This is a genomic window from Roseateles sp. GW835-FHT13E02 (assembly GCF_058794035.1).
On the sequence record NZ_JBXAGJ010000003.1, the window covers coordinates 193,914 to 206,415 of the forward strand.

A 12,502-nucleotide genomic window follows, 5' to 3' on the forward strand; every position below is an offset into this window, starting at 1 on the left:
GAACACAATGAGATGAAGGTGGAAGAATTGGCTGTGGAATGCAGCACCGCCCTGCACAGGCACACAGCCTGGCTCAGCGTCTGCGTTGCACTATCCGCCCACCCGCCTACACAGCGCGCAAAGAGACTGTTAAGACCTCCTTAAGACCAGATCGAGACCCCCGAAGCACCGGCTGCCGCAGAGCGGCCAAGCATTGCTAGAGTCCGCACCATCATGAAAATCTGTTTGGTCGAAGACGATCTGGAACTGGGCCGGGCGGTGCAAGCCCTGCTGCAGGACGCCCAGCACGAGGTGATCTGGCTGCGCCGCGTGGCCGATGCACGCTTCTGGACGGCCGAGCAGGAGTTCGACGCCGTGGTGCTGGATCTGGGCCTGCCCGACGGCAACGGCATGGACCTGCTGCGCAGCCTGCGCCAGGCGGACAAGAAACTGCCCCTGATCGTCATCACCGCGCGCGACAGCATCGAAGACCGGCTCAGCGGCCTGGACAGCGGCGCCGACGACTACCTCGTCAAGCCCTTTGCCGGCCCCGAGCTGCTGGCCCGGCTGCGCGCCGTGGCGCGCCGTGCCGGCATCGAGGAAGGCGATGACTCGCCCCACCAGTGGCAGATCAAGGACCTGGTGCTGGACGAGCACCGCATGGTGCTGAGCCGCGGCGGCGAGCGCATCAACCTCTCGCGCACCGAGTTCGCCATCCTGCTGACCCTGCTCAAGCTGCCCGATCGCGTGGTCACGCGCCGCCAGCTGGAGAGCAAGACCCTGAACCAGACCGACGGCCGCAGCCTCGATGTGCACATCTCCAATCTGCGCCGCAAGATCGGCGAGGGCTATATCCGCACCGTGCGCGGCATTGGCTACCTGATCGAGCAGAACGCGTGAGCCTGCTCGCTGCCGCGCCGGCCACCCGCCGCCCCGCCCACCGCTCGCTGTTCCGGCGCAGCCTGGGCGCGGTGTTTGCGGTCATCTTCCTGACCTGGGCGGCCTTGATCGCCCGCGAGCTGATCGACATCGGCCTGCTGCAAAGCCGCAACGGCCAGGCCGAGAACCAGCTCTGGGCCGAGCTGGCCAAGCTGCAAGCCCTGCCCCGGCTGGACCAGCCTCAAGCGCTGGAGGCGCGCATGGCCGAGCTGGACGGCCTGCTGCGCGACGAATGGCGCCACAAAGGCCACCGCCCGCCCTTCTACCTGCTGCAGGTCTGGCACGAAGGCCGCCTGCTGCTGCGCCGCGACCCCGACCTCAGCGGCCGCGACCGCAGCCCGCCGCAAGTGGGCGTCTACGCCAGCGATTCGCGCTGGCTCTACGCCGAGGCCAGCGAGCCCGAGCAGGGCCTGATCGTGCGCCGCTGGCAGGAGAAGCCGGGCGACTGGCATTTCTCCGTGGCCGGCTTCAGCTACTACGCCCGGCCCCTGCTCTACGGCCTGCCCCTGCTGATCCTGCCGGTCTGGCTGCTGTTCCGCCTCGGCTTTGCGCCGCTGCAGCGCATCGGCCAGCAGATCTCGCAGCGCTCGGCCAAGGACCTCTCGCCCCTGCCCGACTCGCCCTATGTGGAGCTGGCGCCCCTGGTCAACGCCGTCAATTCGCTGATGGCGCGGCTGCAGCTGCGCCTGGAGCGCGAGCGCGAGTTCCTGCTCGACGCGGCGCATGAGCTCAAGACACCGCTGGCCGTGGTCAAGCTCAGCGCCGAGGCCCTGGACGGCGGCCAGGACACCGAGCGCCGCGCCGAATCGGCCCAGCGCCTGCGCCAGGGCGTGGACCGCGCCACCCACACCGTGCACCAGCTGCTGGCCCTGGCCCGCTCGGGCGCCGATGCGCTGGACATGGCCCAGCGCGAGCACGAGCTGGTGGCCCTGGTCAGCGACCGCGTGGTGCTGGCCAGCCCCATGGCCCTGAGCCGCCAGATCGAACTCGAGTTGCAGGCGCCCGAGGAATGCTGGCTGCGCGTCAACCGCGAATCGGTCGGCGCCCTGATCGACAACCTGGTGGACAACGCGATCAAGTACTCGCCCCCCGGCGGCCATGTACTGGTGCGCATCAGCGACACGCCCGAGGCCGTGCAGCTGGAGGTGCTGGACCAGGGCCCGGGCATCCCGGCCGAGCTGCAGGCCAAGGTGTTTGAGCGCTTCTACCGCATCCCCGGCCAGGAGCAGCATGGCAGCGGTCTGGGCCTGGCCATCGTCGAGCGCGCCGCCGCCCAGCATGGCGCACGGGTGCAGCTGGGCACCGGACTGGAAGGACGCGGCCTGGGCGTGGCCGTGCGCTTCCCGCGCGCGGCGGGCGCGTCGAGCAGCCCGCCCGGGCCTTCGGCCGAAGCCTGAGCCCGGTCGGACAGCGCGGCAGCAGCAGCAGCGACCTCGCGCCGCTATAGTGCCGCCCTCCCCCGCCCCCGCCTTCTTCGCCCTCCCCAGCCCATGAGCCTGGCCGACCTCCGCGCGGCGCTGCACGCCGAACTGGCGGCCACGCCCGAGTTCTACGACTTCAAGGTCCTGCGCAGCGAGCGCGAGGGCACGCTCTGGCGCGTCAGCCTGGAGCCGGGCTATGTGTTCGCTGAAGGCCAGCGCCCGGGCACCGCCTCGGCCCAAAGCCTGCTGGACGACAGCCTCGACGGCGCCGCCGCCTGGTGGGGCGCGCCGGTGAAAGGCGGCGCCAGCGTGCTGGCCGTGCTGCCCGAGGACGACCAGCTGCTGCTGCAAAACGCCAGCAGCCCGCCGCCCGGACCGGACGCCCTGATCCGCCTCTACCCCAGCCGCTTCCTCAAGGCCGTCAGCGATGCCTGGTGGGACACGCCCTGGGCCGAGCGCGCCCTGGCCTGCCTGCCGGCGCTGCAGCGGCCCGCCGCCTGGCCCGAGGGCCCGCTGCTGACGGGTGCACCGTTTCGCTGGCTGCGCCCGGGCCAGCGCCAGGCCCTGGGTTTGCTGCAGCAGCAGGCCGCCTTCCTCTGGGGCCCGCCCGGCACCGGCAAGACCACCACCCTGGGCGTGATGCTGGCCGAGTATCTGGAGCTCCGGCCGCAGGCCCGCGTGCTGCTGCTCTCCAGCACCAACCAGGCCGTGGACCAGGCCACCCTGGCGGTGGACAAGGCGCTGGAAAAAGGCCGGCGCGAGCCCCTGCGCGCCAGCGTGCAACGCCTGGGCACCCGCTTCGACGCGGCGGCCTTTGAGGGCCGCGAGCACCTGATCCCGGCCCAGGACCGCGAGCTGATCCAGCGCCTGGCGCGCGCCGAGGCCGCCCGGCCCAGCGGCCGCGCCAGCGCCAGCGAGGCCAGCGCGCTGAAGGCCTGGCACGACCGCGTGCAGGATCTGCGCGAGCAGCTGCGCGCCTCCTCGCTGCAAGTGCTGCAGCGCTGCCGCCTGGCGGCCATGACCACCACCCGCGCCGCCTTCACGCTCAAGACCCTGCGCGCCTTGGCGCCGGAAGGCCAGGACGACAGCAACCCGCCCTTCGACCTGTTGGTCTTCGACGAAGCCAGCCAGGTCAGCCTGGCCCATGCCCTGGTGCTGATGCCGCTGGGCCGGCAGTGGCTGTTCGCGGGCGACCCGCAGCAGCTCTCGCCCGTGCTGCGCAGCCGCGAGCGCGAGGCACGCCGCTGGCTGGGCCGCTCCGCATTCGCCGAAATGCCGCGCCAGGGCCCGGCCCTGGCCTTGCTGGACGAGCAGTCGCGCATGGCCGCGACCATCAGCGATCTGGTCAGCCAGCTCTTCTACGAGGGCGCGCTGCGCGTGGCCGCCGACGCCAGCGCTTCGCCCGCCTGGCTGCAGGCGCGCCAGCGCCGCTTCGCCGAGGTGCCGGCCGAGACCCACATCCATGTGCAGACCATGCGCGCCTCGGGCGCCTGGTCGGCCGCCGACCGCGGGCCGCTGCGGCGCGAATCGGCCGAGGCCATTGCCGACCTGATCGAAACCGCCCTGGCCGAAGGTCCCGGCGGCGGCTGGCAGCCGCAGGAGCTGGTGGTGCTGACGCCCTTCCGCGCCCAGCGCGCCCTGATCCGCCAGCGCCTGCGTGCCCGCGGCCTGCCCGAAGCGCAGATCAAGGTCAGCACCGTGCACCGCGCCCAGGGCAGCGAGGCGCCCGTGCTGCTCTTCGACCCGGTGGACGGCAGCCAGCCTTTTTTGCAGACCGAGGAAGCGCAGCGCCTGTTCAATGTGGCCTGGAGTCGCGCGCAGGCCAAACTGATCGTCTTTCTGGCGCCGGGCGACAGCGCCCACAACCCCTTTCTGGCCCCCATCGTCCAGCGCCTGCGCCTGGCCGGCGACACCCGGCCCGTGCACGCCCTGCTGGAGCTGGCCGCCCAGCCCGGCTTCCCCGCCAATGCGCTCGGTTTGCGCGTCAGCGCCGGCCGCTTGCACGGCGAGATCAGCCAACTCAGCCCTGACGGCCGCCAGCTCGTCTTGATCAACGAACGCAGCGGCGCGGCCGTGCCCATCGATGTGGCCTTCTGGCGCAGCAAAGCGCTTGCTCAGGCGCAAGCCTCAACCGGGTGACAATGCCCGCCATGGCACAAGGCAAACGCATCTCCGTGGACATCGACGAACAGGCGCTGTCCTCCATCCGCGCCCTCGGCGCGGCCGCCAAGCAGGCCCGGCTCGCCGCCGGCGAAGGCCAGGCCACCGCGGCCACCCGCCTCGGCGTGCATGTGCAGACCATTGCCCGGATTGAGTCCGGGGAGCCTGGGGTGTCGGTGGGCCACATGCTGGGCTTGTTGGCGCTGTATGGCTTGGCGGTGACGCTTCAGCCACCAGGCAGCCACTGAAACGCAAGTCAAACGCTGCGCGGTGCCTACCTGCTGAACTCCCGCACTTCACACAAGGACAAGCACGCATGCAGCACACCGGTTCCTGTCACTGCGGCGCCGTCCGCCTCACCCTGCCCGCCACACCCGAGACGGCCACCTCCTGCAACTGCTCGCTGTGTCGACGAGTCGGCGGCCCCTGGGTGTATTTCGAGTGGGGCACGGTGACGATTGATGCGGCGCCTGATGCCATGCAGGCCTATGTGCAGGGTGACAAGACGCTGCGCACCATGCGCTGCCGGCACTGTGGCTGCGTGACACATTGGGAGCCGGTATCGGCAGAGCCGGGCGGCAAGCACGGTGTTCACCTGGGCAACTTCGACCCGGCCTTGATCGCCTCGGTGCGGGTTCGGAGGTTTGACGGGGCGGAGACGTGGAAGTTCCTGGAGGACTGAACTGCTTTCCTGAAAGACTCGTCTCTCGGCGTTTCGATGTGTGAGTAGCGGGGGGTTGGCATACTCAGATGCTTATCAAAACTTCGTTAGACATCTGCAGAAAGCAAGGTAGGGTCCGGCCCCGTGGAAAAGCTCAGATTTGCACTCGATATTGAGGACGAATGGCCACCCGTAGCCACAGAGAGCGTTTGGTGCGAACGCTCAGGCAATCTATACGTACTGAAGAACGCCCCGTTCTTCATAAAGGGTCTAGCCTTTGGAGACGGGTTCACTGCTGAACCTGACCCGGTCAATGGGTGCATCTTCGAGTTCGAGGTTATTGAGACATCCGGAAACTCCCTGGTTTGGGTGCTGAACACAGACAACCTGGACTTCAGCGCTACGAAGGATGAGCTTTCAGCACTTGGATGTCAGGTGGAAGGGTTTCCACAGTTCAACCTGTTCTCTGTTGATGTTCCTGCCTCGGCTGATGCAGATGCAGTCAATGCTCTAGTAGACAGAATCGAAGAACGTGGCTATGCCCTCGCATTTCCTGTCTGGCGGCATGAGGCCTCCGGTGCCTAACCCCTCAATCAGGAGGACTGTCTTTCGGACAGCCCCATAGATCCGACGTTCTGTGTCATGAATACATCCGTGGGCGATTCGCGTCTCCACTTTCGGCAAGAGGATGCAGCCATGCATCAGCTTGCTAGAGCGATTCGGCTGTTCCTAGACGAGCGTGACTACCTCTGCGCAATAACTCTTGCCGGTGCTGCCGACGGAATACTTGGCGAAACCCTCCAAGCAAGGGCTGTAGCGCCAGCGCTAGAGGCGCATGTAGTTCAGGTCACAGCAGCAGGCAGCGTCGCCAAGGACCTGAAACGAACTCGGGACAACTTCAACCTTGCTCGCAACTTGCTAAAGCACAAGAAAGTACATGTACAGCAAGAGGTGTCCCTTGCGGTTGAAACAGAGGCGATCTACCTGATTGTTCGCGCGATTGACAACGCAGTACGGCTGGGCCACGAAATGAGGGCGCCTCTTCCTGCATTTATCGAATGGGTGTATTCGAATCGACCTGATCTCGTGAGTAGCGGGGCTTCATAGCTAGTCACTCAAACGACCCTGTAGCGGCACGCTGCCTTCGCACCTCATTTCATTCTGGCCGTGCGGCTTGCCGCCGACAATTACAAGGACGAGGACCTCATGCCAACTCTGACTCCCTGCGCCTGGCCACGCCGCGCCGCCACCCTGCTGCTGCTAGCCATCGCCCTGTCAGGCTGCGCCCAGTCGCCTTCGACCTCACCCCAGCCCGCCGTCAACACACAGGGCCTGGACGACACCGTGCGGCTTGCCATGGCCGCCACCGGTGCCCGGGGTCTGGCGCTGGCTGTGGTCGACGACGGCCAGCTGGTGTTCAGCAAGGCTTACGGCGTGCGCAACGCCAGCGGCGACCCGCTGCAGGAGGACACCGTGATGTACGGCGCCTCGCTGACCAAGGCTGCCTTCGGCTATCTGGTGATGCAGCTGGTCGAAGAAGGCCGGCTGGGCCTGGATGTGCCGATGGCAAACTACCTGGCGCAGCCCCTGCCGAGCTATGCCTCGCCGGACATCGTGCGGCGCTACTCCGCGTTTGCGGGCCTGGCCCGCGATGAGCGCTGGCGCCGGCTGACCGCCCGCATGCTGCTCACGCACAGCGGCGGCTTTGCCAACTTCTACTTTCTGGAACCCGACCAGCAGCTGCGCATTCATTTCGAACCGGGCAGCCGTTATGCCTATTCCGGCGACGGGCTGATCCTGCTGCAATTCGTGCTGGAACAGGGCCTGGGCTTGGATGTCGGTGCGGAGATGCACCGGCGCATCTTTGCGCCGAATGCCATGAGCCGCACAAGCCTGATCTGGCGTCCTGACTTTCGACCGAACTTGGCCGACGGCTTCACCCTGGACGGGCGGCCAGAGCCTCATGACGAGCGCAGCCGGGTGCGCGCCTCGGGCTCCATGGACACCAGCATTGCCGATATGGGCCGCCTGGCCGCCGCCTATGTGCGCGGCGATGGCCTGAGCGCTGCCGCGCTCGCCGAGCTGACCCGGCCGCAACTCCCCATCACCACGCGCAGCCAGTTCCCTTCGCTCCAGCCAGCCCTCGCCACGCCACCCTACCCATCACTGGGCGCCGCGTTAGGCGTGATCGCATTCACCGGCCCGCAAGGTGCCGGCTTCTTCAAGGGCGGGCACAACGACTCCACAGCGAATATCTGGGTTTGCATCGAGGCAAGAAAGCGCTGCCTGGTGATGCTCTCCAACGATGTGCGGGCCGAGCCGGCCTTCCCGGCCCTGGTGCAGGCCGTGCTCGGCGAGACCGGCCTGCCCTGGGCCTGGGAGTACGGGGATATGAAGTTCTGGTGGCCGGGGCATTGAGTCCCGTGCTGAGGATTGGGGCGGGGCTGCGCTGAAGAAGGAGGGGCTCAAGCCGCCCGCCTCGCGCTCGCCCATAAACTAGAACCACGAGCAAAGCCCGTTGAGGCGAGGGAGAGTTCATGATTCGTACGCGACTTGCAGTTGCCAGCCTGGCCATGGCGCCTTTGGCCTCGCTTGCTGCTGACTCCTGCGCCATGCAGGCCGCGCACCTGCTGTCGCAAGGACAGTTCAACGACCTGGCGGCGATGTTCGCCGAACCCAAGAACAGCGTAAACCTGGCACGAGCTCTCGAGGACTTGGCGCGCCCGCTAGGTGCAGTCCAAGAGCTGATTCCGCAGCCGCGTCAGACGGCGGGCCTGTCCGCCCGGCGGTCTGTTGCGCCGACCTCGCTGCAAGCAGACGACCCGTTCGAGGCCAGTTGGGCGCTCGCCATCAATCACAGCGGTGTTCGCTATGAGCTCCAGGCCTCGTCGCAACCAGGCACTTCTTGCAAGTTGCTGGCAGTGCATGTGAGCCGTCTGGCGAGTGAATGAATGAATTAGTGAGTGAGTGAACGATCGAGTCGACTCGATGCACAAGGCCCGGGCATGACTTTTTGCATCAGGGGCCCATACTGGCATAACAGGCCAATTCAGCGTCCATCCCGACTTGATCCATCCAACCATCCAGCCCGCCCGATACCTTTCGATCCAATGCAACGCGAAACCAAACTCTTCGCCTGGTTTGCCATCACGCTCGGCGCTGCAGGCATCCTGATGGGGCTGGCGGCTCTTCTGGGCCGGCCCCTCCAGGCATCCGGCACCAGCTGCAAAGCCATCTGTGGCCTGAGCTTGCTGTTCACAGAACTGCTCGGCGAGCGCGCGGGGATGTGGGTGGGAGGTCTGCTGTGGCTGGCTGCGGGCTTGGCCTTTTTTGGTTTCGGCTGGCGAATCCTCAAACAACGGGCTGCATGATGAAGGGTCTTGCCTGCGTCCGCCGCCCGCGCTCGACGGTGAGCAACACCAAGTGTTTGAAAGCTCGAACTTGAGCACCTTGGCCATCGGCATCTTGTTGCTGCTGAGCATCGCTGTGCTGCCTGCAGCCCTGGCAGCCGGCCTCCAGCAGCTGGTGTTCGTGCAGCGTGCACGCAGGGTCGAGGGGCGAGTCGTCAGCGAGCGGTGCTATCGCATGTTTGGCCGCACCAGGCGGTACTACCGCGTGGAGTTCGAGCTTTCAACGGGACAGCGCATCCAACTGCGAAGCACCGTCACCAGTTCGTCCAAGACCAGCCCAACACTGGGGCAGGCCGTACCGGTTCTGCTCATCGAGCGAGCGGGTCATCCACCCAAGGCAAAGATTGGAACCTGGCTGGAGCTGTGGTTCTCCTCGGCCCTATTGCTCTTCATCGGCTCCATCGGCTTCCTCGCAGTCGCCCTGGCAAGCGGTTCCAGCATCTGAGTCACCGCGACTCACCATCAATCCCGCATGAAACTCATCGTGGCTGTTCATTTCGAGGACGCGCAGGCGACCCGTGCCAGGGCTGCCGCGGTGGCTTTCGAGGCCTGGGATGCGGCGGAAGCGACCCGCACCTACGTCTCGCATATCGCCCACGTCGAACCAGCAGTCCGGGGAACGTTGGACCTGCGCGAACTGCCCTGCGTGATGCAGCTGCTGCGCGAGCACACGCTGGAGCCCGAGCTCATCTTGATCGACGGCTTTGTGCATCTGGATGGCGGTGAAACGCCCGGCCTGGGTCAGCACATCTTTCACGCCCTGGGCGGCAGCGTGCCCATCGTCGGCGTGTCGAAAAGGCGCCTGCCGGGCCTGACGGCACAGTTCGAGGTGATGCGGGAAGAAGACGAGGAAGCGCAGCCACTGCTGGTCACCTGTGCGGGCATCGACCTCGGCGCGGCCAAGGCTCGCCTGCGCGCGATGCACGGCAGGAAGCGCGTGCCCACGCTCATGAAACTCGTCGCGCGCCTAGCGAAGAACAAGGACTGACTGCGGCCGGCGTCTAGAGCATGCAAGGCGTTGTCTTCGTTTGCGGCAGGAACCGCTGACGCAGCCGCACGGCCGGGGTGAGCGGCATGCTTCCTCCTCGATCCAAGGCAGCGATTTCAGCGGGAACGGATGCAGCCTAAGTCCCCTGCCGATACTGCGCCCGGTAGACCTGCGGCGTCAGCCCCGTGGTCTGCTTGAACATGCGGTGCAGGGCCGCCTCGGTGCTGAAGCCCAGGTCTTCGGCCAGACGCTTCAGCGGCTCGGGGCCGCGCGAGAGGCGCTCGGCCACCTGGCGCAGCTTGACGCGGCGCAACCAGCTGGCGACGGGCAGGCCGGTGGCGGCTTGCAGATGGCGGCTCAGGGTGCGCGGTGAGAGGCTCAAGGCGGCGGCAGCGGCCGGCACGGTCAGTGCCACGGCCGGGGTGCGCTGGGCCCAGATCAGCAGCTCGCGCAGCCAGGGCTCGCGCAGGGCCATCAGGCTGACCGCGGCAAAAGCCGGGTGGCGCTGGCGCGGCTGGGGCAGCATCAAGACCTCCTGCACCTCGCGCAGGCTCTCACTCTCCATGCGGCGCGCCAACTGGTCCAGCATCAGGGCCAGGTAGCCGTTGGCGCCGGCCGCGGTGACCGTGCTGTCGCTGTCCACCAGGGACTCGTCGAACTGCCAAGCCACCTGCGGGAACAGCGCTTGCAGATGCGGCGCCAGCCACCAGGTGGCCGTGGCCGCCTGACCCTGCAGCCGGCCGCTGGCGGCCAGCAAGGGCACACCGGCGCAGTAGCTCCAGAGCGCGCAGCGGGCAGGCAAGGCGCGCAGGGCAGCGATCTCGGCACGGCGGGCCTGCAGGGTCTGTTGCAAGCCTTCCAGGGAACTGACCCAGAGGCCGGGCAGCAACAGGGCATCAAGCTCATCCGCGCTGTCGACCAAGGCGCCCTCGGGCGTCAGCGTCGGCCCGCCCTCGGTTCCACCACTGATTCCATTCACCGACCGGCCATCCACCGTCAACCAGCGCCAGCGCATCAACTCCCGGCCGGCGCGCAGATGGGCCGCGCGCAGCAGATCGGCCACGGCGAACAGTCCGGCCGGCATGCAGCCCTCGAACAGCAGCAGGCCCAGGGTGAAGGGCGGGCCCGCGGCCGTGCGGCGAATTGAAGATGGCATGAATGGCCAATTTAATTTCCGATTCAGCCATTTTGCGGGCGGACTGGAATTTCAACAATGGCGCCATCCCCTCTCACACCGGTCCACCATGAAGATCACCCAGCTCCGCAATGCCACCGTCGTGCTCGAGTTCCACAGCCAGGGCCAGGACATCACGCTCCTGGTCGACCCCATGCTGGCCGAAGCCGGCGCCCTGCCCGCCCTGCGCTACTTCGGCGGCCAGCGCCGCCGCAACCCGCTGGTGCCACTGCCGCCCGGCAGCGAGGCTCTGCTGGGCCGCGTCAGCCACGGCCTGATCACCCATTGCCAGCGTGGCCACTTCGATCACCTGGATCGCGCCGGCAAGCGCTGGCTGCGCGAGGCCGCCGTGCCCGTGCTGGCCATGCCGCGCGATGCCGACTACCTGCGCCAGCGCGGCCTGCAGGTGCAAGCCCTGCAAGGCCCGGGCCGCCAGCCTCTGCTGCCCGCCCAACTCAGCGGCGCCTTCATCACGCCGATTCCCTGCGTGCATGGCCGCGGCATCGCCGGCCTGCTGATGGAGCATGGCCATGGCTATCTGATCGAGGTGGCCGGCGAGCCCAGCGTCTACCTGGCCGGCGACACGGTGATGTGCGAGCCGCTGCGCGATTGCCTGAGCACCCTGCGCCCCGATGTGGCCGTGCTGCCGGCCGGCGGTGCGCGCTTCGACCTGGGCGCCGAGATCCTGCTGACGCCCGAGGCGCTGATCGAGGCCGCCGCGCTGTGCCCACAGACGCAAATCGTCGCCAACCATCTGGAGGCGCTGGACCATTGCCCGGGCACGCGGGCGCGGGTTCGAGAGTTGGCGCGGGCGGGCGGGATGCAGGATCGGGTCTGGGTGCCCGAGGATGGTGACACGCTGAGCTTCCCGGCCCGCGCAAACGCAAACGACGAGCGACTCAGTCCTTCAGGTACTTGTCATAAATCGCCTGAAAGCGACCCGATTCCTTCAGCTGCTTGAGACCCTGGTTGAAGTCGTCCCGGATGCGGGGGTCGCGGAAGACGGGGCGGTAGTCCTGCGGGTTGAGCTTGACGAAGGCGGTTTCGTCCACCGGCTGCAGCTCGGTGAAGCCCTCGCTTTTGAGCTGCAGGGCGAAGTACTTGAAGATGTTGCGGTCGCTGAGCACCACGTCGTAGCGGCCCAACATCAGGGTCTTGACCTGGACCGACTGGTCGTTGATCTCGGTGTAGAGCCCGGCGCGGCGCACCGGCTCCAGCCACTCGGGATAGCGCTTGATCGCCCCGGCAAAGGACACCACGCTCAAGCCCTTCAGATCCGCAGGCGTGCTGATCTTGAGCTGGCGCCGGCTCAGGGTGATGAAGACGTTGTCGTAGAGCACGGCCGGGTCGGCATAGTGGCCGCCGGCGCTGCTGAGGTCCTGGCCGAGATCGGTCATGGCGGCATCGACCGTGCCGTCGCGGAAGGACACCGGGATGCGCGCAAACGGAAAGTACAGGGGCTTCAGTTGATGCCCTTTGTAGGCCAGAGCACCGCGGATCACCTCCAGCTCGATGCCGCTGTCGGTCTTGGGGAAGCAGAACGGCGGGATCTTCTCGCCAAAAGCCATGCGCACTTCGGCGGCTTGGGCGGGGCCTGCGGGACACAGCAACAGGAGCGGCCCCATCAACAACAAGCACGCCGGCCAAAGCCGCGAGGCCTGGCCGCTGCAGCCCGAATCGCGCACGCGTTTGAGCATCCTCATCATGGAGCGAGCCTTCCACCAGGGTTGAACTCAAGGCCTCGGTAGAAGGCTATCACGGCCGCCGCGC

At 67.1% G+C, this 12,502-nt stretch carries 15 protein-coding genes; 13 read left to right on the forward strand and 2 right to left on the reverse strand.

Annotated elements, in window-relative coordinates:
• Positions 1-213: 213 nt before the first annotated feature.
• From AC1Q6P_RS04240 to AC1Q6P_RS04295, 12 genes are all read left to right on the forward strand, one after another.
• The gene (locus tag AC1Q6P_RS04240; RefSeq protein ID WP_102768850.1) at positions 214-879 is read left to right on the forward strand and encodes a response regulator transcription factor; all 666 of its coding nucleotides are present in this window, start codon (positions 214-216) and stop codon (positions 877-879) included.
• Positions 876-2,315, forward strand: a complete 1,440-nt coding sequence (locus AC1Q6P_RS04245; protein ID WP_492663376.1) for a sensor histidine kinase — start codon at positions 876-878, stop codon at positions 2,313-2,315. Before AC1Q6P_RS04240 ends, AC1Q6P_RS04245 begins: the two co-directional genes overlap by 4 nt.
• A 93-nt stretch (positions 2,316-2,408) precedes the next feature.
• The gene (locus AC1Q6P_RS04250; protein WP_492663377.1) at positions 2,409-4,478 is read left to right on the forward strand and encodes a DEAD/DEAH box helicase; all 2,070 of its coding nucleotides are present in this window, start codon (positions 2,409-2,411) and stop codon (positions 4,476-4,478) included.
• Between the two features lie 11 nt (positions 4,479-4,489).
• A complete protein-coding gene (locus tag AC1Q6P_RS04255; protein ID WP_102769694.1) occupies positions 4,490-4,747 on the forward strand; it encodes a helix-turn-helix domain-containing protein in 258 nt (85 codons plus the stop codon).
• Positions 4,748-4,815: 68 nt separating this feature from the next.
• The gene (locus tag AC1Q6P_RS04260; RefSeq protein WP_492663378.1) at positions 4,816-5,181 is read left to right on the forward strand and encodes a GFA family protein; all 366 of its coding nucleotides are present in this window, start codon (positions 4,816-4,818) and stop codon (positions 5,179-5,181) included.
• Positions 5,182-5,304: 123 nt separating this feature from the next.
• On the forward strand, positions 5,305-5,745 hold the full coding sequence (locus AC1Q6P_RS04265) for a DUF4265 domain-containing protein (protein WP_492663379.1): 441 nt from the start codon (positions 5,305-5,307) through the stop codon (positions 5,743-5,745).
• Positions 5,746-5,856: 111 nt separating this feature from the next.
• Positions 5,857-6,267, forward strand: coding sequence for a hypothetical protein (locus AC1Q6P_RS04270; RefSeq protein ID WP_271007702.1), 411 nt, complete (start codon positions 5,857-5,859; stop codon positions 6,265-6,267).
• Positions 6,268-6,366: 99 nt separating this feature from the next.
• Positions 6,367-7,578 carry a serine hydrolase domain-containing protein gene (locus AC1Q6P_RS04275; RefSeq protein WP_492663380.1) on the forward strand — a complete coding sequence of 404 codons (1,212 nt, stop codon included), beginning with the start codon at positions 6,367-6,369 and terminating at the stop codon, positions 7,576-7,578.
• Between the two features lie 119 nt (positions 7,579-7,697).
• Complete coding sequence (locus AC1Q6P_RS04280; RefSeq protein ID WP_492663381.1) at positions 7,698-8,111, forward strand: hypothetical protein; 414 nt, start codon at positions 7,698-7,700, stop codon at positions 8,109-8,111.
• 159 nt (positions 8,112-8,270) lie between these two features.
• Positions 8,271-8,531: a hypothetical protein gene (locus AC1Q6P_RS04285; protein ID WP_492663382.1), complete on the forward strand. Its 261-nt coding sequence runs from the start codon at positions 8,271-8,273 to the stop codon at positions 8,529-8,531.
• 70 nt (positions 8,532-8,601) lie between these two features.
• Positions 8,602-9,015, forward strand: a complete 414-nt coding sequence (locus AC1Q6P_RS04290; protein WP_492663383.1) for a DUF3592 domain-containing protein — start codon at positions 8,602-8,604, stop codon at positions 9,013-9,015.
• A gap of 27 nt (positions 9,016-9,042) precedes the next feature.
• On the forward strand, positions 9,043-9,558 hold the full coding sequence (locus AC1Q6P_RS04295) for an endonuclease V (RefSeq protein ID WP_492663384.1): 516 nt from the start codon (positions 9,043-9,045) through the stop codon (positions 9,556-9,558).
• Between the two features lie 136 nt (positions 9,559-9,694).
• Here the strand turns inward: AC1Q6P_RS04295 and AC1Q6P_RS04300 are convergent, their stop codons facing one another.
• Positions 9,695-10,714 carry a GlxA family transcriptional regulator gene (locus tag AC1Q6P_RS04300; RefSeq protein ID WP_492663385.1) on the reverse strand — a complete coding sequence of 340 codons (1,020 nt, stop codon included), beginning with the start codon at positions 10,712-10,714 and terminating at the stop codon, positions 9,695-9,697.
• Positions 10,715-10,802: 88 nt separating this feature from the next.
• On the opposite strand from AC1Q6P_RS04300, the gene AC1Q6P_RS04305 reads away from it, so the two are divergent.
• A complete protein-coding gene (locus tag AC1Q6P_RS04305; RefSeq protein ID WP_492663386.1) occupies positions 10,803-11,693 on the forward strand; it encodes an MBL fold metallo-hydrolase in 891 nt (296 codons plus the stop codon).
• Here the strand turns inward: AC1Q6P_RS04305 and AC1Q6P_RS04310 are convergent.
• The gene (locus tag AC1Q6P_RS04310) at positions 11,632-12,438 is read right to left on the reverse strand and encodes a substrate-binding periplasmic protein (RefSeq protein WP_492703062.1); all 807 of its coding nucleotides are present in this window, start codon (positions 12,436-12,438) and stop codon (positions 11,632-11,634) included. The two genes, AC1Q6P_RS04305 and AC1Q6P_RS04310, sit on opposite strands and share 62 nt — an antisense overlap.
• Positions 12,439-12,502: the final 64 nt, after the last annotated feature.

Coding starts and splice junctions, on each gene's coding strand:
- AC1Q6P_RS04240 (WP_102768850.1), top strand. CDS start 214: ATGAAAATCTGTTTGGTCGAAGACGATCTGGAACTGGGCCGGGCGGTG.
- AC1Q6P_RS04250 (WP_492663377.1), top strand. CDS start 2,409: ATGAGCCTGGCCGACCTCCGCGCGGCGCTGCACGCCGAACTGGCGGCC.
- AC1Q6P_RS04255 (WP_102769694.1), top strand. CDS start 4,490: ATGGCACAAGGCAAACGCATCTCCGTGGACATCGACGAACAGGCGCTG.
- AC1Q6P_RS04260 (WP_492663378.1), top strand. CDS start 4,816: ATGCAGCACACCGGTTCCTGTCACTGCGGCGCCGTCCGCCTCACCCTG.
- AC1Q6P_RS04270 (WP_271007702.1), top strand. CDS start 5,857: ATGCATCAGCTTGCTAGAGCGATTCGGCTGTTCCTAGACGAGCGTGAC.
- AC1Q6P_RS04275 (WP_492663380.1), top strand. CDS start 6,367: ATGCCAACTCTGACTCCCTGCGCCTGGCCACGCCGCGCCGCCACCCTG.
- AC1Q6P_RS04280 (WP_492663381.1), top strand. CDS start 7,698: ATGATTCGTACGCGACTTGCAGTTGCCAGCCTGGCCATGGCGCCTTTG.
- AC1Q6P_RS04285 (WP_492663382.1), top strand. CDS start 8,271: ATGCAACGCGAAACCAAACTCTTCGCCTGGTTTGCCATCACGCTCGGC.
- AC1Q6P_RS04295 (WP_492663384.1), top strand. CDS start 9,043: ATGAAACTCATCGTGGCTGTTCATTTCGAGGACGCGCAGGCGACCCGT.
- AC1Q6P_RS04300 (WP_492663385.1), bottom strand. CDS start 10,714: ATGCCATCTTCAATTCGCCGCACGGCCGCGGGCCCGCCCTTCACCCTG.
- AC1Q6P_RS04305 (WP_492663386.1), top strand. CDS start 10,803: ATGAAGATCACCCAGCTCCGCAATGCCACCGTCGTGCTCGAGTTCCAC.
- AC1Q6P_RS04310 (WP_492703062.1), bottom strand. CDS start 12,438: ATGATGAGGATGCTCAAACGCGTGCGCGATTCGGGCTGCAGCGGCCAG.